General features: G+C 66.6%; 14 protein-coding genes and 3 rRNA genes. All 17 read left to right on the top strand.

Annotated features, from left to right (window positions below; all coding sequences use genetic code 11):
* Positions 1 to 38: 38 nt before the first annotated feature.
* The 17 genes from MPLG2_RS08035 to xerD all read left to right on the top strand — a co-directional run bounded on the left by MPLG2_RS08035 (position 39) and on the right by xerD (position 20,905).
* On the top strand, positions 39 to 1,610 hold the full coding sequence (locus tag MPLG2_RS08035) for an alpha/beta fold hydrolase (RefSeq protein WP_105185678.1): 1,572 nt from the start codon (positions 39 to 41) through the stop codon (positions 1,608 to 1,610).
* A 161-nt stretch (positions 1,611 to 1,771) separates the two neighbouring features.
* On the top strand, positions 1,772 to 3,031 hold the full coding sequence (tyrS, locus tag MPLG2_RS08030; RefSeq protein WP_105185677.1) for a tyrosine--tRNA ligase: 1,260 nt from the start codon (positions 1,772 to 1,774) through the stop codon (positions 3,029 to 3,031).
* Between the two features lie 522 nt (positions 3,032 to 3,553).
* A 16S ribosomal RNA gene (locus tag MPLG2_RS08025) occupies positions 3,554 to 5,068 on the top strand.
* Positions 5,069 to 5,391: 323 nt separating this feature from the next.
* Positions 5,392 to 8,499, top strand: a 23S ribosomal RNA gene (locus MPLG2_RS08020).
* A gap of 74 nt (positions 8,500 to 8,573) precedes the next feature.
* Positions 8,574 to 8,690 (top strand): 5S ribosomal RNA (gene rrf / locus MPLG2_RS08015).
* Together the 16S, 23S and 5S rRNA genes form the textbook arrangement of a ribosomal RNA operon.
* Before the next feature lie 1,153 nt (positions 8,691 to 9,843).
* Positions 9,844 to 10,719: a tetratricopeptide repeat protein gene (locus MPLG2_RS08010; protein ID WP_105185676.1), complete on the top strand. Its 876-nt coding sequence runs from the start codon at positions 9,844 to 9,846 to the stop codon at positions 10,717 to 10,719.
* Complete coding sequence (locus MPLG2_RS08005) at positions 10,716 to 11,708, top strand: HAD-IIA family hydrolase (RefSeq protein ID WP_105185675.1); 993 nt, start codon at positions 10,716 to 10,718, stop codon at positions 11,706 to 11,708. Before MPLG2_RS08010 ends, MPLG2_RS08005 begins: the two co-directional genes overlap by 4 nt.
* Before the next feature lie 224 nt (positions 11,709 to 11,932).
* The gene (locus MPLG2_RS08000) at positions 11,933 to 12,508 is read left to right on the top strand and encodes a biotin transporter BioY (protein WP_105185674.1); all 576 of its coding nucleotides are present in this window, start codon (positions 11,933 to 11,935) and stop codon (positions 12,506 to 12,508) included.
* Between the two features lies 1 nt (position 12,509).
* Positions 12,510 to 13,202 carry an energy-coupling factor ABC transporter ATP-binding protein gene (locus tag MPLG2_RS07995; protein WP_105185673.1) on the top strand — a complete coding sequence of 231 codons (693 nt, stop codon included), beginning with the start codon at positions 12,510 to 12,512 and terminating at the stop codon, positions 13,200 to 13,202.
* The gene (locus tag MPLG2_RS07990) at positions 13,199 to 13,822 is read left to right on the top strand and encodes an energy-coupling factor transporter transmembrane component T family protein (RefSeq protein WP_105185672.1); all 624 of its coding nucleotides are present in this window, start codon (positions 13,199 to 13,201) and stop codon (positions 13,820 to 13,822) included. Before MPLG2_RS07995 ends, MPLG2_RS07990 begins: the two co-directional genes overlap by 4 nt.
* 169 nt (positions 13,823 to 13,991) lie before the next feature.
* Complete coding sequence (locus MPLG2_RS18430) at positions 13,992 to 14,159, top strand: hypothetical protein (RefSeq protein WP_158680976.1); 168 nt, start codon at positions 13,992 to 13,994, stop codon at positions 14,157 to 14,159.
* Positions 14,156 to 14,887, top strand: a complete 732-nt coding sequence (locus MPLG2_RS07985) for a TlyA family RNA methyltransferase (protein WP_105185671.1) — start codon at positions 14,156 to 14,158, stop codon at positions 14,885 to 14,887. The genes MPLG2_RS18430 and MPLG2_RS07985 overlap by 4 nt, the downstream gene beginning before the upstream one ends.
* A gap of 30 nt (positions 14,888 to 14,917) precedes the next feature.
* Positions 14,918 to 15,835 carry an NAD kinase gene (locus tag MPLG2_RS07980; RefSeq protein ID WP_105185670.1) on the top strand — a complete coding sequence of 306 codons (918 nt, stop codon included), beginning with the start codon at positions 14,918 to 14,920 and terminating at the stop codon, positions 15,833 to 15,835.
* A complete protein-coding gene (gene recN, locus MPLG2_RS07975) occupies positions 15,825 to 17,504 on the top strand; it encodes a DNA repair protein RecN (RefSeq protein WP_105185669.1) in 1,680 nt (559 codons plus the stop codon). The genes MPLG2_RS07980 and recN overlap by 11 nt, the downstream gene beginning before the upstream one ends.
* Positions 17,505 to 17,622: 118 nt before the next feature.
* Positions 17,623 to 19,284, top strand: a complete 1,662-nt coding sequence (locus MPLG2_RS07970) for a CTP synthase (protein WP_105185668.1) — start codon at positions 17,623 to 17,625, stop codon at positions 19,282 to 19,284.
* Positions 19,284 to 19,973: an NUDIX domain-containing protein gene (locus tag MPLG2_RS07965; protein WP_105185667.1), complete on the top strand. Its 690-nt coding sequence runs from the start codon at positions 19,284 to 19,286 to the stop codon at positions 19,971 to 19,973. The genes MPLG2_RS07970 and MPLG2_RS07965 overlap by 1 nt, the downstream gene beginning before the upstream one ends.
* Before the next feature lie 2 nt (positions 19,974 to 19,975).
* Entirely contained in the window at positions 19,976 to 20,905 is a 930-nt protein-coding gene (gene xerD, locus MPLG2_RS07960; RefSeq protein ID WP_105185666.1) for a site-specific tyrosine recombinase XerD, read from the top strand.
* Positions 20,906 to 21,194: the final 289 nt, after the last annotated feature.

Below are 21,194 nucleotides of genomic sequence, written 5' to 3'. Positions count from 1 at the left end.
CGACGCGGTACGGCCGACCTGCGGCGCACCCTGAAGTCATGAGCATCAAACCGAACCAACCGCAACGTCCGAGCGCTTCGACGGCGCCCATGGACGATCCGTCGCCCCGGCCGGGCACCTCGGCCGGACGCAGTCCCGGAACGGTACCTGTCGCGAGGACGCGTACCACCGCTCACGCCTGGGTCAGGGCCTTGGTGGCCCTTGCCGGCGGCGGTGTCGCCGGGCTGGCCGTCGGTGTGCTGCAGCCGCGCGGGCCGGTGACCGCCTCCGGGAGCCTGGCCTTGATCGCGGGTGGGGTCGCGATCGGCATCCTCACCGGCGTCGTCAGCCGATCCCGGTGGTCGATGCTGGCCGCGCCGGCCGGCTATCTGGTCGCCTTCGAGCTCATCCGGACCCGCGCCGGCCTGCCGTCCACCGGCCCGCTCGAGCTCGGTTCCGCCTTCGGTCCCCTCGCCTACGTCCTGGGCCGGGTGCTGCCATGGCTACTGGGCGGCACCGCGATCGCGGTGGGTGCGGCCTGGGCCACACGGTCCCGATCACGTCGCCCGATCGGCCTGACCGCGGTCACCGCGGCGCTCGCGCTGGTGGCTGGATCGTTGGCGCTCCAGGCATCGTCCCCTGCTCTGACCACCGCCGACGGGCGGCCGATCCCGGGCTCGGTCAGCGAGCTGATCACGGTGGACCTCGGCGGCGAGCAACAGTGGATCCAGGTCCGGGGAGCCAGCGCCGACCTGCCGGTTCTGCTCTACCTCAGCGGCGGACCGGGCCAGAGTGACCTGGCCTTCTCACGGGTGCTGCTGGAGCCGTTGACCCGCGACTTCCTGGTGGTGGGTTGGGACCAGCGCGGCGCCGGAAAGTCCTACCCGGCCCTGGACGTCGCCACACACACCCGGCAGCGGGCTGTTTCGGACACCGTTGAGCTGGCGCGCTGGCTGATCGACCGCTACGGCGGGCCGAAGGTGTACCTACTGGGTGAGTCCTGGGGAAGCCTGCTGGGCATCATGGCGGTCAGCCAGGCGCCGGAGTTGTTCCACGCGTTCCTGGGCAGCGGCCAGATGGTCGCCCCGCTGGCGACCGACCGGCTGATCTATGCCGACCTGGTGACGCACGCAATGGGCACCGGCAACGGTGAGCTGGTGGCCCGGCTTGCCGCGATGGGCCCACCGCCGTACCGCAATGTCTTCGATTACGCCACGATCATGAGCCACTACGGGCTGATCGAAGGTGCCTACACACCGCCCGCCGGCTACCTGCGCCGCGGAGCCGCCAGCGGTGTCGGACCCTACGGGGTGCTGGGCTCGGAGTATGCGCCGGTCGAGAAGATCAACGTGCTGCGTGGCCTGCTGGACAGCTTCGCCGTGCTGTATCCGCAGCTGCAAGACATCGATCTGCGCCGCGACGCGACCCGGCTGCAGGTGCCGGTGTACATCCTGGCCGGCGACCATGAGTTGCGCGGCCGCACCCAGCCGGCCCGGGAGTGGTTCGATGCTCTGGATGCGCCGAGCAAGCGCTGGTACGACATCGCGAACGCCGGGCACTCGGTCGCCTTCGAGCACGCCGACGAGCTGCTGCGCATCCTGCTCGAAGACGTGCAACCGGCGCTTCGTTGACCTCATGACGGCATGACTGGGCGGCGGGAGCGCCTGGCCCGTCGCAGGTCGTCGGCAAGGGCCACCGGTGCCCGGTCGCTGCTGCCCGGGGGGACGCCGACCGTCCCGCACCGCCTGCCGGCCGCGGGCAGCCAGGGCAACCACCGTTAAGCTTGCCCACCGTGACCGACGTATTCGACGAGTTGACCTGGCGTGGGCTGATCGCGCACTCCACCGACGCGGACGCCCTGCGCGCCCACCTCGCCGAAGGTCCGGTCACCTTCTACGTGGGCTTCGACCCCACCGCACCCAGCATCCACATGGGCAACCTGGTGCAGATCATGCTGGCCCGGGCCATGCAGCGGGCCGGGCACCGTCCGATTCTGCTGGTCGGCGGCAGTACCGGTCTGATCGGCGACCCCAAGCAGGCCGGCGAGCGCACCATGAACCCCAAGGAACAGGTCGCCACGTGGGTGGAGCGCATCCGTGAACAGGTCAGCCGGCTGATCTCGTTCGACGGCACCAACGGCGCCATTCTGGCCAACAACTACGACTGGACCGCCGATCTGTCCACCCTCGACTTTCTGCGGGACGTCGGCAAGCACTTCCCGGTGAACCGCATGCTCGACCGCGAGGTCGTCAAGGCGCGGCTGGAGTCGGGCATCAGCTACACCGAGTTCAGCTACGTGCTGCTGCAGTCGCTGGACTACCGGGAGCTTTTCCGGCGCCACGGCTGCACCATGCAAACCGGCGGCTCCGACCAGTGGGGCAACATCACCGCGGGCGTGGAACTCATCCGCCGCAGCGAGGGGGCCAGAGTGCACGCGCTGGCCACCCCGCTGCTGACCAAAGCCGACGGCACCAAGTTCGGCAAGACCGAGTCGGGAACGGTGTGGCTCGATGCGGCGATGACCTCGCCGTACGCGTTCCACCAGTTCTTCCTCAACGCCGAAGACGCCAAGGTGGTCGACTACCTCAAGGTGTTCTCAGAGCGTCCGCGCGACGAGATCGACGACATCGCGGCACGCAGCGCCGAGGCGCCACACCTGCGCATCGCCCAGCACTCCCTGGCCGACGACATCACCGACCTGGTGCATTCGCCGGCCGAGCGCGAGGCCGCCAACGAGGCTGCCCAGGCCATCTTCGGACGGGGAGAGCTGGCCCAGCTCTCGGCAGACACCCTGCTTGCGGTTGCCAAGGAACTGGGTGCAGCGGCCTTGCCGACGGGGGAGTTGCCCAGCGTGGTGGACGCGCTCGAGGCCTCGGGTGTGGTGGCCAGCAAGTCGGCCGCCCGACGGGCGATCGCCGAGGGTGGCGCCTACCTGAACAACACCAAGGTCATCGACGCCAACGCGCAACTCACCGCCGACGACGTGCTGCCGGGCGGTGTGGTGGTGCTGCGCCGCGGCCGACGGACGGTGGGGGCCGTCACCGTGGCGTAATGAGCAAAACCCCTAGCCAAGCAGTCGACACGCCCGGGCGTCATGGTCGATTTGACCCGCTGCGCCGAACTCCGTAATGTTTACCAAGCCTTCTCGGTGACACGGACGGCCAGGAGAGATCCAGGCCGGCCGAATCGGAAGGCCAACCCAACCCAAACCAGTACGGGAACGGTGTGCCTCCATGCCAGGAGCCACCAAGACCCGGTGCCTGTCGCGGGGTGGAAAGGGCAAGATAGCTCAGTTTGACACCGAGCACAAGCCCTAGTAAAGTATGTCGAGTTGCCCCAAGCGGCGGTCGAGAGGCCAAAGCGCGGTGCGCACCCGAAACTTGAGAACTCAACAGCGTGCTTGAAAGTCAATGAAAGTACACCCTCACGCAGGGTGTGCGAACGAACATCCCGTCCGTGTGGGGCTCGCCTCACACGACGAGATTCCTTTGATTATTGATAGATCCAGCAATGGATCCTGTCAGTGTCAAACAATCCTTGATCAGCTTTACGGCTCCGGCCGTGCTGAAAATTTTCAACGGAGAGTTTGATCCTGGCTCAGGACGAACGCTGGCGGCGTGCTTAACACATGCAAGTCGAACGGTGACGAAGAGCTTGCTCTTCTGATCAGTGGCGAACGGGTGAGTAACACGTGAGCAACCTACCCTTGACACTGGGATAACAGTTGGAAACAGCTGCTAATACCGGATATGAACCTCACAGGCATCTGAGAGGTTGGAAAGCTCCGACGGTCAAGGATGGGCTCGCGGCCTATCAGCTTGTTGGTGAGGTAACGGCTCACCAAGGCGACGACGGGTAGCCGGCCTGAGAGGGCGACCGGCCACACTGGGACTGAGATACGGCCCAGACTCCTACGGGAGGCAGCAGTGGGGAATATTGCGCAATGGGCGAAAGCCTGACGCAGCAACGCCGCGTGCGGGATGACGGCCTTCGGGTTGTAAACCGCTTTCAGCAGGGACGAAACTGACGGTACCTGCAGAAGAAGCACCGGCTAACTACGTGCCAGCAGCCGCGGTGATACGTAGGGTGCGAGCGTTGTCCGGAATTATTGGGCGTAAAGAGCTCGTAGGCGGTCTGTCGCGTCGGAAGTGAAAACTCGGGGCTCAACCCCGAGCCTGCTTTCGATACGGGCAGACTTGAGGAATGTAGGGGAGAACGGAATTCCTGGTGGAGCGGTGGAATGCGCAGATATCAGGAGGAACACCAGTGGCGAAGGCGGTTCTCTGGACATTAACTGACGCTGAGGAGCGAAAGCGTGGGGAGCAAACAGGCTTAGATACCCTGGTAGTCCACGCCGTAAACGGTGGGCACTAGGTGTGGGGAACATTCCACGTTCTCCGTGCCGTAGCTAACGCATTAAGTGCCCCGCCTGGGGAGTACGGCCGCAAGGCTAAAACTCAAAGGAATTGACGGGGGCCCGCACAAGCGGCGGAGCATGTTCATTAATTCGATGCAACGCGAAGAACCTTACCTAGGTTTGACATATACCGGAAACATCTGGAGACAGGTGCCCCGCAAGGTCGGTATACAGGTGGTGCATGGCTGTCGTCAGCTCGTGTCGTGAGATGTTGGGTTAAGTCCCGCAACGAGCGCAACCCTCGTCCTATGTTGCCAGCGGGTAATGCCGGGAACTCATAGGAGACTGCCGGGGTCAACTCGGAGGAAGGTGGGGATGAGGTCAAGTCATCATGCCCCTTAAGTCTAGGGCTTGAAACATGCTACAATGGCTGGTACAAAGGGCTGCAATACCGCAAGGTGGAGCGAATCCCATAAAGCCAGTCTCAGTTCGGATTGGGGTCTGCAACTCGACCCCATGAAGTCGGAGTCGCTAGTAATCGCAGATCAGCAATGCTGCGGTGAATACGTTCCCGGGCCTTGTACACACCGCCCGTCAAGTCATGAAAGTCGGTAACACCCGAAGCCGGTGGCCCAACCCTTGTGGAGGGAGCCGTCGAAGGTGGGACCGGTAATTAGGACTAAGTCGTAACAAGGTAGCCGTACCGGAAGGTGCGGCTGGATCACCTCCTTTCTAAGGAGCCATTGGCGAGAACTAATCAGCTCGTCCAAGCGCTGGGTCTTTCACGGCGAACGTCCGTGAGACCAGCAGGCTACTAAGTGGAACATTGACTTGAAGCCGAGCGATCAGCTCGTCAGTACAACCTCGTATGAGGAGTGGAACACCGACGCTGTGAGTGACGCCTGAGAGCACGCTGTTGGGTCCTGAAGGGTCGGTTGCGTCAGCAACGCCTTCTTGCGGACCAGCTGAGATCACCGGCCTGGCGCCGGCGACCGAACTGGGCCCGCCCGTTTCTTGAGAACTGCACAGTGGACGCGAGCATCTTTGTAGTGAAATAACAAGCTACTAAGGGCAATCGGTGGATGCCTTGGCATCAAGAGCCGATGAAGGACGTTGTAACCTGCGATAAGCCACGGGGAGTTGGTAAACAAGCTTCGATCCGTGGATCTCCGAATAGGGAAACCTCGAAAGAAACCGGAGTAATGTCCGGCGACCTCTACCTGAACACATAGGGTAGTTGGAGGGAACGTGGGGAAGTGAAACATCTCAGTACCCACAGGAAAAGAAAACAACCGTGATTCCGTAAGTAGTGGCGAGCGAACGCGGAAGAGGCCAAACCCAGCATGTGTGATAGCTGACAGGCGTTGCATGTTGGGGGTAGTGGGGCCGCACAGACCGGGCTGTCATCTGGTCAGAGAGTAAGAAAAGAGCGTTGAAGTCGAAGGACTCTGGGAAGTTCCGGCACAGAAGGTAACACCCCTGTAGACGTAAGCCGCTCTCTCTCGTGCGTCACCCCAAGTAATGCGGAACCCCTGAAATTCCGCATGAATCTGGGCGGGACCACCCGTTAAGCCTAAATACTCCTTGATGACCGATAGCGGACAAGTACCGTGAGGGAAAGGTGAAAAGTACCCCGGGAGGGGAGTGAAATAGTACCTGAAACCGATTGCCTACAATCCGTCGGAGCCTGCAAGGGTGACGGCGTGCCTTTTGAAGAATGAGCCTGCGAGTTAGTGGTACGTGGCGAGGTTAACCCGTGTGGGGAAGCCGTAGCGAAAGCAAGTCCGAATAGGGCGACATAGTCGCGTGCTCTAGACCCGAAGCGTAGTGATCTATCCATGGCCAGGGTGAAGCGACGGTAAGACGTCGTGGAGGCCCGAACCCACTTGGGTTGAAAACCGAGGGGATGAGCTGTGGATAGGGGTGAAAGGCCAATCAAACTACGTGATAGCTGGTTCTCCCCGAAATGCATATAGGTGCAGCGTCGCGCGTTTCTTACCGGAGGTAGAGCACTGGATGGTCTAGGGGGCCCACAAGCTTACCGAAATCAGCCAAACTCCGAATGCCGGTAAGTGAGAGCGCGGCAGTGAGACTGTGGGGGATAAGCTTCATAGTCGAGAGGGAAACAGCCCAGAACACCAGCTAAGGCCCCCAAGAGATTGCTAAGTGGAAAAGGATGTGGAGTTGCACAGACAACCAGGAGGTTGGCTTGGAAGCAGCCACCCTTGAAAGAGTGCGTAATAGCTCACTGGTCAAGTGATTCTGCGCCGACAATTTAGCGGGGCTCAAGCAATCCGCCGAAGCTGTGTCATTCGTGCCATAACCAGGCCTTCGTGGTCCAGGTGCACGGATGGGTAGGGGAGCGTCGTGTGCGCTGTGAAGCGGCGGGGTGACCCAGCCGTGGAGAGCACACGAGTGAGAATGCAGGCATGAGTAGCGAATGACGGGTGAGAAACCCGTCCGCCGAATATCCAAGGGTTCCAGGGTCAAGCTAATCTGCCCTGGGTAAGTCGGGACCTAAGGCGAGGCCGACAGGCGTAGTCGATGGACAACGGGTTGATATTCCCGTACCGGCGAAACAACGACCCTGCCGAGGCAGTCAATGCTAAGCACGCAAGAGCCGGCGGCGGACTTCGGTCCAAGCCGGTTTGAGTCTGCGACCCACGACTGTATTAGGCAAGCTGCGGAGGGACGCAGGAAGGTAGCCCATCCCGGGCGATGGTTGTCCCGGGGTAAGTGCGTAGGGCGAGGTGTAGGCAAATCCGCACCTCACGTGCCTGAGACATGATGCCTTTTGGAGCTACGGCTCCTGAAGTGGGTGATCCTATGCTGCCTAGAAAATCTTCGTGAGCGAGTTGTTAGCCGCCCGTACCCTAAACCGACACAGGTGGATAGGTAGAGAATACCAAGGCGATCGAGAGAATCGTGGTGAAGGAACTCGGCAAAATACCCCCGTAACTTCGGGATAAGGGGGACCTGATTTGTGAAGGCACTTGCTGCCTGAGCATTGAGGGTCGCAGAGACCAGGCCCAAGCGACTGTTTACTAAAAACACAGGTCCGTGCCAAGTTGAAAGACGATGTATACGGACTGACTCCTGCCCGGTGCTGGAAGGTTAAGGGGAAGTGTTAGGGCAACCGAAGCACTGAACTTAAGCCCCAGTAAACGGCGGTGGTAACTATAACCATCCTAAGGTAGCGAAATTCCTTGTCGGGTAAGTTCCGACCTGCACGAATGGAGTAACGATTTGGGCGCTGTCTCCACCACGAACTCGGCGAAATTGCACTACGAGTAAAGATGCTCGTTACGCGCAGCAGGACGGAAAGACCCCGGGACCTTTACTATAGTTTGGTATTGGTGTTCGGTACGACTTGTGTAGGATAGGTGGGAGACTTTGAAGCATGGACGCCAGTTCGTGTGGAGTCGCCGTTGAAATACCACTCTGGTCGTTCTGGATATCTAACCTAGGTCCATTATCTGGATCAGGGACAGTGCCTGATGGGTAGTTTGACTGGGGCGGTCGCCTCCCAAAATGTAACGGAGGCGCCCAAAGGTTCCCTCAGCCTGGTTGGCAATCAGGTTTTGAGTGTAAGTGCACAAGGGAGCTTGACTGTGAGAGGGACACCTCAAGCAGGGACGAAAGTCGGGACTAGTGATCTGACGGTGGCACGTGGAAGCGCCGTCACTCAACGGATAAAAGGTACCCCGGGGATAACAGGCTGATCTTGCCCGAGCGTCCATAGCGACGGCATGGTTTGGCACCTCGATGTCGGCTCGTCGCATCCTGGGGCTGGAGTCGGTCCCAAGGGTTGGGCTGTTCGCCCATTAAAGCGGCACGCGAGCTGGGTTTAGAACGTCGTGAGACAGTTCGGTCCCTATCCGCTGCGCGCGTAGGAATCTTGAGAGAGGCTGTCCTTAGTACGAGAGGACCGGGACGGACAAACCTCTGGTGTGCCAGTTGTTCTGCCAAGAGCACGGCTGGTTGGCTACGTTTGGAAGTGATAACCGCTGAAAGCATCTAAGCGGGAAGCACGTCTCAAGATGAGGGTTCCCACAGAGTTAATCTGGTAAGGCCCCCGGAAGACCACCGGGTTGATAGGTCGGATGTGGAAGTGCAGCAATGCATGGAGCTGACCGATACTAATAGGCCGAGGGCTTGTTTCCTACAAAGGTGCTACGCGTCCACTGTGCGGTTCCCGAGCAACGGTCGGGAACTCCGATCAAAACTCCATAGTTGTTACGGTGATCATGGCGAGCGGGAAACGCCCGGCTCCATTCCGAACCCGGAAGCTAAGCTGCTCAGCGCCGATGGTACTGCAGGGGGGACCCTGTGGGAGAGTAGGACGTCGCCGGACTTTATAAACACCCCCGTGGTGGCCAGCAATGGTCAACACGGGGGTGTTTTGCGTACGCAGGGTTTTGCGTCCGGCGTGGCCGCCACGGCAGACTTAAGGGGTGAGTGACGAGCGCGGCCCGGCAGGCGAGGGACGAAACCAACCCGGTCGAGGCAGTAGCGGCGGCCGTCCGCGGTCTGCCGGCCGTGGCGGTGGTTCCGGCTCCAGGTCCTCGTCGTCGTCGTACGGCTCCGGGGGCGGACGCTCGGATCGACCACGCAACACCCAGGGTGGCGGCTCGGCATCCGATCGTGCTCGTCGTGGCGGCACCGGGGGCGGGCGCTCCGGCGGGTTCAAGGGGGGCACCGAAGGCGGTGGCGCGGAGCGCCCGTACCGATTTGACCCGGGGGCGGGCGCCGCCAGGCGCGCACCGGACAAAGGCGGCAGCGGGGGTGACCGACAGCGGCCCCGCTCAGGTGGTGATGGGGGCGGTTCTGGGCAGCAGAGGTCGTACCGGCCGCGCTCCAGCGACACTTCGACGCGTGGCCGGCAAGGTTCAACGGGCGAGCGACGTCCGTATCGCTCCAATGACCGTGGCCAGGACGGGTCTTCGGGCGAGAGTCGCCCCTATCGCGCGTCGGGGCAGGAGCGGGGCGCACGGCGGCCGTATCGCTCCGATGATCGTGACCACAGTGGGTCGACTGGTGATCGTCGGCCCTATCGCGGGTCGGGGCAGCAGCGGGGCGCACGGCGGCCGTATCGCTCCGGTGACCGTGACCAGACCGGCTCGTCCGGAGGTGGCTCAGACACCTCGAACGCGGGTCGTGCCTATCGATCCGGCGGTGACGATTCAGGGGGTCGGCCCTACCGTTCGACCCGGGGATCCGACGCAGGGCAGGGCGAGCGCAGGCCCTTCCGCTCGAGCGCCCGCGATTCCAGGAGCAGCGACGCGGGCGCGTCGTCGGCCCAGCGGCGTTCGTACCGCGACAGTGGGCAGCGACCTGACCAGAGGGGCTATGGCGGCGACCGCTCCGGCGGGCAGAGCCGGCCGTCCTACGACCGTGAGCGTTCCGGTGACCGCCCCGGCGGTTCCCGGTACCGGGGCGACCGCGCCGGCAACTCAGGGCGTCGGACTCCCACTGACCAAGACGCCGCGCGCCGGGGCGGCGCCGCGGTGGCTGGTGCCGCTGCCGCCGGAGTTGCCTGGCGCCGGACGTCCGGCGACGCTCGGCCCGATCGTGATCGCCGCGAACCGCGTGAGCCCCGCGAGATTCCGCCCGGTCTCGCGCCCAAGCCTGGGGAGCCCGAAACGCCGACCGACGTCAACCTCGACCTGCTCTCGCGCGGGGTGAAAGCCGAGCTGCGCAGCCTGAGCGTCGAGCAGGCCGAGATCGTGGCCGCGCACCTGGCCGCCGCGGCCGAACTGGTCGACACCGACCCCGAACTCGCCTACGCCCACGCCGAGGCTGCCCGCCGGCGGGCCGCGCGGCTTCCGGTGGCCCGCGAGGCCGCCGGCACCACCGCCTACGCGGCCGGCGAGTACGCGGCTGCGTTGAACGAGTTTCGCGCGCTGCGCCGCATGACCGGCACCGACGACTTCTTGGCCGTGATGGCCGACTGCGAGCGCGGCCTCGGCCGTTCGCAGGCGGCGCTGAAGCTGGTCAAAGAGGGCCTGGCAGTATCGCCGCCCATCGCCGCACGGGTTGAGCTGAGGCTGGTCGAGGCCGGCGCCCGTGAGGCGTTGGGGCAGCGTGACGAGGCGATTCGGCTGCTGCGGCAAGAGATCGAACTGATCGGTGCGCGGGGCCCCAAGAGTGCTCGAGCCCGGCTGCGCTACTACTTCGCGCACCTGCTGGCCGAGTCGGGCGACACCGCGGACGCCGAGAAGTGGTACGCCGCCGCCGTGCGGCTCGACCCCGACGACGAGACGGGGGCCGCCGAGGCGCTGGCCGAGTTGCAGGGCATCACGATCGAATTCGACGACAGCGACGACTCCGACGAAGCGTCCGCTGGTGACGATAGTGACGCGACGCCGGGGGCCGACCAGTGACCGCCCCGATCATCGCGCAGCACGACGTCGCGTTCTTCGACCTCGACGGGGTGATCTACCTGGGCCCGATCGCGGTGCCGGGCGCCGTGCAGGGCATCGCCGACGTCCGCGCGGCCGGTGCGCGGGTGATGTACGTCACCAACAATGCGGCCCGCAGCGCCGAGGCGGTGGCTCGCCACCTGACCGAACTCGGTTTCACCGCCGGCCCGGACGACCTGATCACCAGCGCGCAGGTGGCCGTCGGGGTGCTCGCCGAACAACTACCAGCCGGCAGTCTGCTGCTGATCGCGGGCACGAACAACCTGAGTCGCCTTGCTGAGGCCGCGGGCTTTCGTACCACCGACTCGGCCGACGACGAGCCGGACGCGGTACTGCAGGGCTACAGCCCCACCATTGACTGGCGGGTGCTCGATGAGGCGTCCATCGCCGTGCAACGCGGAGCCACGTGGTACGGCACCAACGATGACCTCAACCGGCCCACCGACCGAGGCTTGGTGCCTGGCCTCGGCGCGCAGTTGAACGTGGTCGGCAGCACGGTGCGCCAGCAGCCCATCGTGTTCGGCAAGCCGCACGCGCCGATGCTCGACTTCGCCGTACGGCACACGCATGCCCAGCGGCCGATCTTCGTGGGCGACCGCATCGACACCGACATCATGGGCGGCAACCGGGCCGGCATGCCGACGCTGCTGGTGTTCACCGGCGCCCACGGAAAGCGCGACCTGCTAGAGGCGGGGCCGGGGGACCGTCCGACGTTCATCGGGGCGGACCTGCGGGCGCTGCTCGAACCGGGGCGCGTCGCGACCGGCGAGGGGGACGTCCGGAGTTGCGGCGCTGCCACCGTGCGGCTGCACGACGGCTCGGTCGTCGTCGAGGGCCCGCTCGACACCGAGGCCGCTCAGTTGGACGCCCTGTGGGCGTTGGCCACCCTGGTGTGGCACACCGGCGCGGACGCCACCGGGGCGCTGGCGCTGCTCGACCGGCTGCGGTAGCCGGCGTTCGCCGGGCACCCCCGCGACCACGTTGCTCGCGCCGGCGCTCGTTGCTCGCGTCCGGACGCGAGCAACGTCACTCAACGCGAGCAACGTCAGCGGACGACTGCGGCCAGGTCTGTTCGGTCGGGCGACCAGCGCCGAGACGAGGGGCGGGGTCACGTACTCGACGGTATTCTCACCCCGACCGCGCCACGACAGGCGCGCCCGATTCAGGAGCGACCGTGCCAGCAGGCAAGCAGCCCACCACCGACCTCGCCCTCATCGCCGTCTTCGCGGCGCTGATCGCCGCGTTCTCGCTGGTACCGGGCATTCCGATCGGGCCCGTGCCGATCACCCTGCAAACCCTCGGCGTCGCCCTGGCCGGCCTGGTGCTCGGCCCCTGGCGCGGCTTCGCGGCCACCGCCCTGTACCTGGTGGTCGGGTTCGCCGGCCTGCCGGTGTTCGCCGGCGGCGCCGCCGGCCTGGGTGTGCTGGGCAAGCCCAGCATCGGCTACCTGCTCAGCTTTCCCGTCGCCGCCCTGGTGGCCGGCCTGTTCGCCCAGTGGTTCGGCGGCCGCCAACCCCGGCTGCTGTGGATGTTCCTGGCCGGCTTCGGGGCGTCGGTGCTGATCATTCACCCGGCCGGCGTCATCGGGCTGATGGCCGTGATGCAGATCGACTTCGCCAAGGCGTTCGCCATCGACATCGCCTTCTGGCCCGGCGACGTGGCGAAGAACCTGATCGCCGCCGCCATCGCGGTCGCGGTGCATCGGGCCTTCCCCGCACTGCTGGCGCAGCGAGTGCCGGCGACCGCGTGACGTGATCGCGCTGCACGGCGTCACCGTCGCCGTCCCGGCGCTGACCCCGCCGGGCACCAAGACCCTGCTCGACGGGGTGAGCATCGACCTGGCCGAGCACCGCATCGCGCTGATCGGTGCGAACGGTTCGGGCAAGTCCACGCTGCTGCGCCTGCTCAACGGCCTGATCGTGCCCACGCAAGGGCGGGTCGACGTCGAGGGCCACGACACCCGACGTGACGCAGCGGCCGTGCGCCGCCTGGTGGGTTTCACGTTCACCGACCCACTGAGCCAACTCGTGCTACCGACCCCGCTGGACGACGTCGAGCTCAGTTTGCGCTCCCGCGTGCGTGACCGGGAGGCCCGGCAGGCCCAGGCCCGCGCCTGGCTGGCCCGCTACGGGCTGGCCGACGTGGCCGAGCGCAGCATCTACGACCTGTCGGGCGGCGAGCGGCAACTCGCGGCGCTGGTCAGCGTGCTGGCCGTGCAGCCGTCGGTGCTGGTGTGCGACGAACCCACCACGCTGCTCGACCTGCGCAACCGCAACCTGGTGGCGCAGGTGCTGGCTGACCTGCCGCACCAGGTGATCATCGCCACCCATGACCTCGAGTTGGCGGCTCAGTCGGAGAGGGTCATCGTGATCGACGCCGGTCGGGTGGTGGCCGACGGCGACCCCGAGACCGCGATCGCCGCCTACCGGGCGTTGCTGGCATGAGGCCGACCGACGCGCTGCTCGGCAGCTACCGGCCCGGCACGTCGCCCTGGCATCGGGTGGGCGTGGGCTGGAAATACCTCGCGGTGCTGGTGCTCACCCTGCCCGCGCTGTTCGTGCAGGAGCCGTGGGTGACCGCTTCGGCCCTGGCGTTGACCGTCGGGTGCCTGCTGCTCACCGGACTGCCGGCGCGGGTCACCCTCGCCCTGTCGTGGGGGTTGCTGGTGCTGCTCGCCGTGCTGGCGGCGTTTCAGGTGCTGATCGGGCAACCGGCGCTGGCGTTCGTGGTGCCGGGCAACGTGCTACTGGCGGTGCTGGCTGCGCGGCTGATCATCGTGACCACCAGGCCAGCGGTGCTGATCGACGCGTTGGTGAGCGCAGCCGACCGGGTGCCGTTCGTCGACGGCGAGCGGTTCGGGTTGTCGGTGGGGGTGATGCTGCGCAGCATTCCGTACCTGATGGGCGCCTTCTACGACGTGCGCGACGCGGCGCGAGCGCGGGGCCTGGAGCGGCACTGGATCGCGCGGCTCACGCCCGTGGTGGTGCGGGCGGTCGGCTTCGCCCAGGCGACCGGCGATGCGCTGGCCGCCCGCGGGCTGGGGGAGCGCTCCAGCGATCGTTGACCATCGAGGTCGACCACGTCGAGACCGGCGAGTCAGGGCTGGTCGAGCTTCTCGAGACCTTCAGACGGGTTGCGACATGCTCAACCCACGAGTTGACGCTGGACGGGCGCGTCGAGCCCCCAGCGCCTGGTTCGACACGCACCAATGACGAACCTCCTACTATGGCGCCATGACCAGTAGCGCCCCTGAGCAGCCCCCCGTCACCGGGCATCGGGCCATCGACGAGGCCCTGATCGCGCTCGACCTCAGCGGGCCGGTCGGTGAGCACGCCGAGCGGGTGCAGGCGGTGCACACGGTGCTGCAGCAGGTGCTCAACCCCGCTTCCGAACAACGGTGACCGCTCGGCTCGACCTGGTGCTGGTGCGCCGCGGCCTCGCGCGCTCACGGGGCCAGGCGGCCGACGCGATCAAGGCCGGACGGGTGCTCGTCAACGGCCAACCGGCGCACAAGCCGTCCGAACCGGTCAGCGACGCCGACGACGTGCAGTTCACCGGCGGCGACCACTACGTGTCGCGCGCGGCCCACAAGCTGATCGGTGCCCTGGACGCCTCGGGCGTCATCGTCACCGGCCGGGTGCTCGACGCGGGCGCCTGCACGGGCGGGTTCACCCAGGTGGTGCTCGAACGCGGCGCCGACACCGTGTACGCGGTGGACGTCGGCCACGACCAGTTGGCGGCATCGATCAGCGACGACCCTCGGGTACGGGTGCGCGAAGGGTTGAACCTTCGCGACCTGACCCTGGCCGACCTCGACGGCGAACCGGTCGACCTGATCGTCGGCGACGTGTCGTTCATCTCTCTGCGGCTGTTGCTGCAGCCGATGCTGACCGTGCTGAAGCCGTCGGGCACCGCCCTGCTGCTGGTGAAACCGCAGTTCGAGGTCGGCCGCGGCGGCCACGACTCGCGGGGTGTGGTGCGTGACGACGCCGTGCGCCGGCGCTGTGTCGACGACGTCGTTGCGGGGGCGTGCGAGCTGGGTTGGCGCGAGGCCTGGCGAGGCGTGAGCGGCACGCCGGGAACGTCCGGCAACATCGAGTACTTCGTGCAACTCGTGCACCACGAGTAACTGTCGCCGCCCCAGGTTAGGGTGATACCCGTGCCCAGTCGTCGCTACGTCACCGTCACCCTGCACGGGGGACGCCCGGCCGCGGTCAGCGCCGCCGCGGGTTTCATCGCGGGCATGGCACAGCACGGCATCACCAGCCTCGTGAAGGGCGATCAACTGCAGCAGTTCGCGTCGTCCGAGGGCGTCGAGCAACTCTCGCCCGACAACGAGAAACAGAGCGAGCTCGCGATCGTGTTCGGCGGCGACGGCAGCATTCTGCGTGCCGCCGAGTGGGCCTTACCGCTCGACATACCGGTGCTGGGGGTCAACCTGGGGCACGTCGGGTTTCTGGCCGAGCTCGAGTCGCACCAGGCCGGTTCGCTGATCAGCCATGTGGTGAAGCGCAACTACACCGTCGAAGAGCGCATGACCATCGACACCATCGTCACCGACGAGTCGGGCACCGAGGTGTGGCGGTCGTTCGCGGTCAACGAGGTCTCGATCGAGAAGCTGGCCCGCGAGCGCATGATCGAGGTGCTGGTGCGGGTCGACGGCCGCGCACTGTCGCGCTGGGGCACCGACGGCGTGCTCATGTCGACCCCCACCGGGTCGACCGCCTACGCCTTCTCGGCCAACGGGCCGGTGATGTGGCCCGACATCGACGCCCTGCTGCTGGTGCCGCTGTCGGCGCACGCGCTGTTCAGTCGTCCGCTGGTGATCGGTCCACATTCCACCATTTCGATCGAGGTGCTGCCGTCCAACGAATGCAACGCCGTGGTGTGGTGCGACGGGCGCCGCACCACCGACATCGGCGGCGGCATGGTGGTTACCGCGCAGGTGGGCACCCACCGGCTGAAACTGGCTCGCATCTCTGAGCGGCCGTTCGTCGATCGCCTGGTGCGCAAGTTCGCCCTGCCCGTCGACGGCTGGCGGGGGGTCGCCGAGCGCGAACAGCAGAATGCTGACTGAACTGCGCATCAGCGACCTCGGCGTGATCGCCGAGGCCGTGCTCGAGCCCGGGCCCGGGTTCACCGCCGTCACCGGTGAAACCGGCGCCGGCAAAACCATGGTGGTCACCGGGTTGTCGCTGCTGTTGGGCGCCCGGGCCGACGCAGGCCTGATCCGGCGCGGGGCGTCCCGCTGCCTGGTCGAGGGATCCTGGACGCTGGCGGCCGACGAAGCCGCCGAGCTGGCCGACCTGGGTGCCGAAACCGACAACGGCGAGTTGCTGGTCGGGCGGGTGATCAGCCCATCGCGGTCGCGGGCGCTGCTGGGTGGCGTGAGCGTGCCGGTGGTGAAGGCATCCGAGGTGGTCACCGCGTGGGCCACCATTCACGGCCAGTCCGAGCAGGTGCGATTGGGCACCCCCGAGCGGCAGCGCGAGGTGCTCGATCGTTTCGCCGGCACTGACCATGCGGCGTTGCTGGCCCGGCACGAGCAGGCGTTCACCAAGCGGCGGCAGGCGGCGTCCGAGTTGGCCGCGCTGACCGGTGCGGCACGCGAACGCGCTCGAGAACTCGACCTGCTGAGGTTCGGGCTCGACGAAATCGCATCGGTCGATCCGCAACCTGACGAAGACGTGGTTCTGGCAGGGCAGGCGCAGCGGCTGCAGGCCGTGGACGACCTGCGGCTGGCCGCGCACGCCGCCGTCATGGCTCTGAGCGGTGACGCCGAGGCCTGGGACGACGCCCCCAACGCGCTCGGATTGGTGGCGGCGGCGCGCAAGAGCGTGGACGCAGCTGTGGTCGACGACCCGTCTCTGGGGCCGGTGGGGGCTCGGTTGGCCGACGCCGCCGTGCTGTTGGCCGACGTGGCTGCCGATCTGGCGAGCTACCTCGATCGGTTGGAGGCCGACCCGGCCCGCTTGGAATGGATCGCCGAACGTCGCTCGGCCCTGCAGGGGCTGCTGCGCAAATACGGAGCGTCGGTCAGCGAGGTGTTGGCATGGGCTGCTGAAGCCGCGCAGCGCTCGGGCGGGTTGGCGGCCACCGACGACCGCATCGCCGATCTGCAGGCCGAGGTGGCAGCGCTCGACGACGAGTTGGCGGCGAGCGCCGCGGCGATCACGAAGGGCCGTGCGGCGGCAGGGGTCGAGCTGGCCGCCTTGGTGCGCGACGAACTGTCCGCCCTGGCCATGCCGCACGCCCGGCTCGAGTTCGCGCTCGCCCCCGTCGCGATCGGCGCCCACGGAGCCGACCAGGTCACGATCATGTTCACCGCCAACGCAGGTGCCGCGCCGGCGCCGCTTTCCAAGGCGGCCTCCGGCGGCGAGCTGTCGCGGGTGCGGCTGGCGCTCGAGGTGGTGCTGGCGTCGGGTGCGACCGGGCAGACATTCGTGTTCGACGAGGTCGACGCCGGCATCGGCGGAGCGGTGGCCCTCGAGATCGGACGCCGGTTGGCCCGGTTGGCCGAACACGCCCAAGTGATCGTGGTGACCCACCTGGCACAGGTGGCGGCTTTCGCCGACACGCACTACGTGGTGGCGAAGGCGACAGACGGGCAGGTGACCACCAGCGGCATCGTTGCGGTCGAGGGCGCCGAGCGGCTCGATGAGCTGGCTCGCATGATGGCCGGCCTGGAGGGGTCCGCGAACGCCCACGCGCACGCCGCCGAGCTGCTGGCGGCGGCCGCCCGCTGAGTCTTCGCCGGTCGAGGTGGTCGAGCGTGTCGAGACCTCTCCTGCGGATCGTTACGAGTATGGGACGCCAGCACGCCGGTTCGCCACGGCGGCGTCAGGCGCTCTATGGTGGAACCCCGTGGGGAACGGCAGCAGTACCAAGCACATCTTCGTCACCGGAGGCGTCGCCTCCTCGCTCGGCAAGGGCCTCACCGCCTCGAGCCTGGGCAGTCTTCTCGTGGCCCGTGGGCTGCGGGTCACCATGCAGAAACTCGACCCGTATCTGAACGTCGATCCGGGCACCATGAACCCGTTTCAGCACGGTGAGGTGTTCGTCACCGAAGACGGTGCCGAAACCGATCTCGACATCGGCCACTACGAGCGCTTCCTCGACGTCAACCTGAGCGCCGACGCCAACGTGACCACCGGCAAGGTGTACTCGAACGTGATCGCCAAAGAGCGTCGCGGCGACTTTCTGGGCGACACCGTGCAGGTGATTCCGCACATCACCAACGAGATCAAAGACGAGATGCTCTCGATGGCCACCGGCAACGTCGACGTGGTGATCCACGAGATCGGCGGCACCGTGGGCGACATCGAATCGCTGCCTTTCCTCGAAGCCGCGCGGCAGGTGCGTCGCGACGTGGGCCGCGAGAACGTGTTCTTTCTGCATGTGTCGCTGGTGCCGTACCTCGGGCCGTCCGGTGAGTTGAAGACCAAGCCGACCCAGCATTCGGTGGCCGCGCTGCGCCAGGTCGGCATCACCCCCGACGCGATCGTCTGCCGCTCCAACCGCGAGATTCCCGACGGCGTGAAGCGCAAGATCTCGCTGATGTGCGACGTCGACGAAGAGGCGGTGGTCAGCTGCCCCGACGCGCCGTCGATCTACGACATTCCCAAGGTGCTGCACGATGAGGGCCTCGACGCCTACGTGGTGCGCCGGCTCGGGGTCAGCTTTCGCGACGTCAACTGGACGAAGTGGAACGACCTGCTCGAGCGCGTCCACCACCCCAAAGAGGACGTCACCATCGGCCTGGTCGGCAAGTACATCGACCTGCCCGACGCGTACCTGAGCGTGTCGGAGGCGCTGCGGGCCGGCGGGTTCGCCAACCACGCGAAGGTGCACGTGCGCTGGATCGCGTCCGACTCGTGCGAAACCCCGGCGGGCGCCGCCGCTCAACTGGGCGATCTGGACGGCATCGTGGTGCCCGGCGGCTTCGGTATCCGTGGTGTTGAGGGCAAGCTGGGAGCGCTGAAGTACGCCCGCGAGAACCAACTGCCCACGCTGGGGCTCTGCCTGGGCCTGCAGTGCATGGTGATCGAGGTGGCCCGCGACCTGTGCGGGCTCAACGACGCCGCCTCGACCGAGTTCGAACCCGACACCGACGCGCCTGTGATCGCCACGATGGCCGAGCAGGTGGCCCACGTGTCGGGCGAGGGCCAGTTGGGGGCGACCATGCGGCTGGGCGCCTACCCGGCCGACCTGGTCAAGGGTTCGCTGGTCAGCAAGCTCTACGGCGCCACCAGCGTGTCGGAGCGGCACCGGCACCGCTACGAGGTGAACAACGCCTACCGCGACCAGTTGCAGGCCGCCGGGCTGCGCATTGTCGGCACCTCGCCCGATTCGAGCCTGGTCGAGTTCGTCGAACTCGACCATGAGCAGCACCCGTTCTTCGTCGCCACGCAGGCGCACCCCGAACTCAAGTCGCGGCCCACCAAGCCGCACCCACTGTTCGTCGGCCTGATCGCCGCCGCCCTCACCCGCAAACTGTCGGCCCGGTTGCCGGTCGAGGAGTCCTGATGACTGCCGACCTGCCGGTGCTGGGGCCACGCGACAACGTCGACCGTCCTGCACAGTGGCCGCTGGTGTCGCACAAAGTGCTGGGCGTTGGTGCGGTCAGCGACTACGTGGACGACACCGTGGCCACGCCCGACGGCGAGCAGATGCACCGGCAGTACCTGCTGCACCCGGGCGCGGTTGCGGTGATCGCTCTGGACGATCACGATCGCGTGGTCGTGGTGCGCCAGTATCGTCACCCGGTCGGGTTTCAACTGATCGAGCCGCCGGCGGGGCTGCTCGACGCCGACGACGAGTCGTTCCTCGCAGCTGCGCAGCGCGAGCTGGCCGAAGAAGCGATGCTGGCGGCCGACGACTGGCGGTTGCTGATCGACATGTTCACCTCGCCGGGGTGCAACTCCGAGGCGATCCGGTTCTTTTTGGCCCGAGGGTTGCGCCGCGTGCCCCGTCCGGACGGGTTCGTGGTCGAGCACGAAGAACTCCACATGCAGGTCGGGCTGGTGCCCTTGGCCGACTTGGTCGAGGGCATCTACGCAGGGCAGATTCAGAGTCCCTCGTTAGTAGCCGGGGTGTTGGCGCTCGAAGCCGCCCGGCAGAGCGGACGGCTCGACGACCTGCGACCCGCCGACCTACCCTGGCCGGCACGGGACATCCGTCAGCACCTTCTGGACGAGATCGCGAAGCTGGCCTGAGCATGGCCGTGCAGCGGGTGGTCGGCGCGTTCCTCGACCATCTCACGGTGGAGCGAGGAGCTTCGGAGCACACCGTCGCCGGTTACCGGCGCGACCTGGCCCGCTATCGGGAGTTTCTCGACGAGTGGGGCCGTGCCGACCTGGCCGAGGTGACCGAGGCCGATGTCGCGGCGTTCGCGACGTGGCTGCGCGCGGGCTCCGAGCGGCACCCGCCGCTGGCGCCCAGCAGCGTGGCGCGGGCGTTGAGTGCAGTGAAGTCCCTGCACCGCTTCGCCGTCGACGACGGCCTGCTGGCCGACAACCGCGCCACCGGGGTGTCGCCGCCGCAGGCCGGACGGCGGCTGCCGAAGGCGCTGCCCCTCGACCAGGTGCAGGCCCTGCTCGACAGCCCTGATGTGTCCACGCCGGTCGGCCTGCGCGACGCGGCCCTGCTCGAACTGCTGTACGGCACCGGCGCCCGCATCACCGAGTTGGTCAGCCTCGATGTCGACGACGTGACGCACCTGGCCCATGAGCCTGACGCCGGGCTGCGGCTGTTCGGTAAGGGGCGCAAAGAGCGCATCGTGCCGGTCGGCTCGTACGCGCGGGCTGCCCTGGACGCCTGGCTGGTGCGGGGTCGTCCGGCGCTGCTGCAGGGTGCGAGGGGTTCGACGCCGGCGCTGTTCGTGAACACCCGCGGTGCGCGGCTGAGCCGGCAGTCGGCCTGGGGGCTGCTGCGGCAGCAAGCCGACCGCGCAGGCATCACCGCCGAGATCGGCCCGCACACCCTGCGGCATTCGTTCGCCACGCACCTGCTCGACGGGGGAGCGGACGTGCGGGTCGTCCAGGAACTGCTGGGCCACGCCTCGGTGGCCACCACTCAGATCTACACGCTGGTGACGGTCGAGCACCTGCGCGAGGTGTTTCTGACCGCGCACCCACGGGCCCGATGATGCACGTGCATCGCTGATCGACCTGGCCGGCGAGGGGATGAGCCAACGCAACCATCAGGTCGCCGCGCGCTCGAAATGTGTGCGACCGATACCGGCCCTTCGGTGGCCGACCATTCGGCTCGACCAACGTGCCCGCCGATTTGAGGGCTTCGCCGAGTGAGTTCGTGCAATTTGCACCCGTCGTGGCGCAGGATGGTTTCAACACCCCTCGTGAGAGAGACCATGAAGCCGATCGCCAGTGCCGGGGCTGAGCGCGCCCGACCGCCAAGGTCCAGCCGATTCGCGACCA

The sequence above is a fragment of the Micropruina glycogenica genome, from assembly GCF_900289045.1.
Lineage (GTDB): Bacteria > Actinomycetota > Actinomycetes > Propionibacteriales > Propionibacteriaceae > Micropruina > Micropruina glycogenica.
The sequence above is the reverse complement of the archived record's forward strand: the minus strand, read 5'-3'. Positions and strand labels throughout refer to the sequence as shown.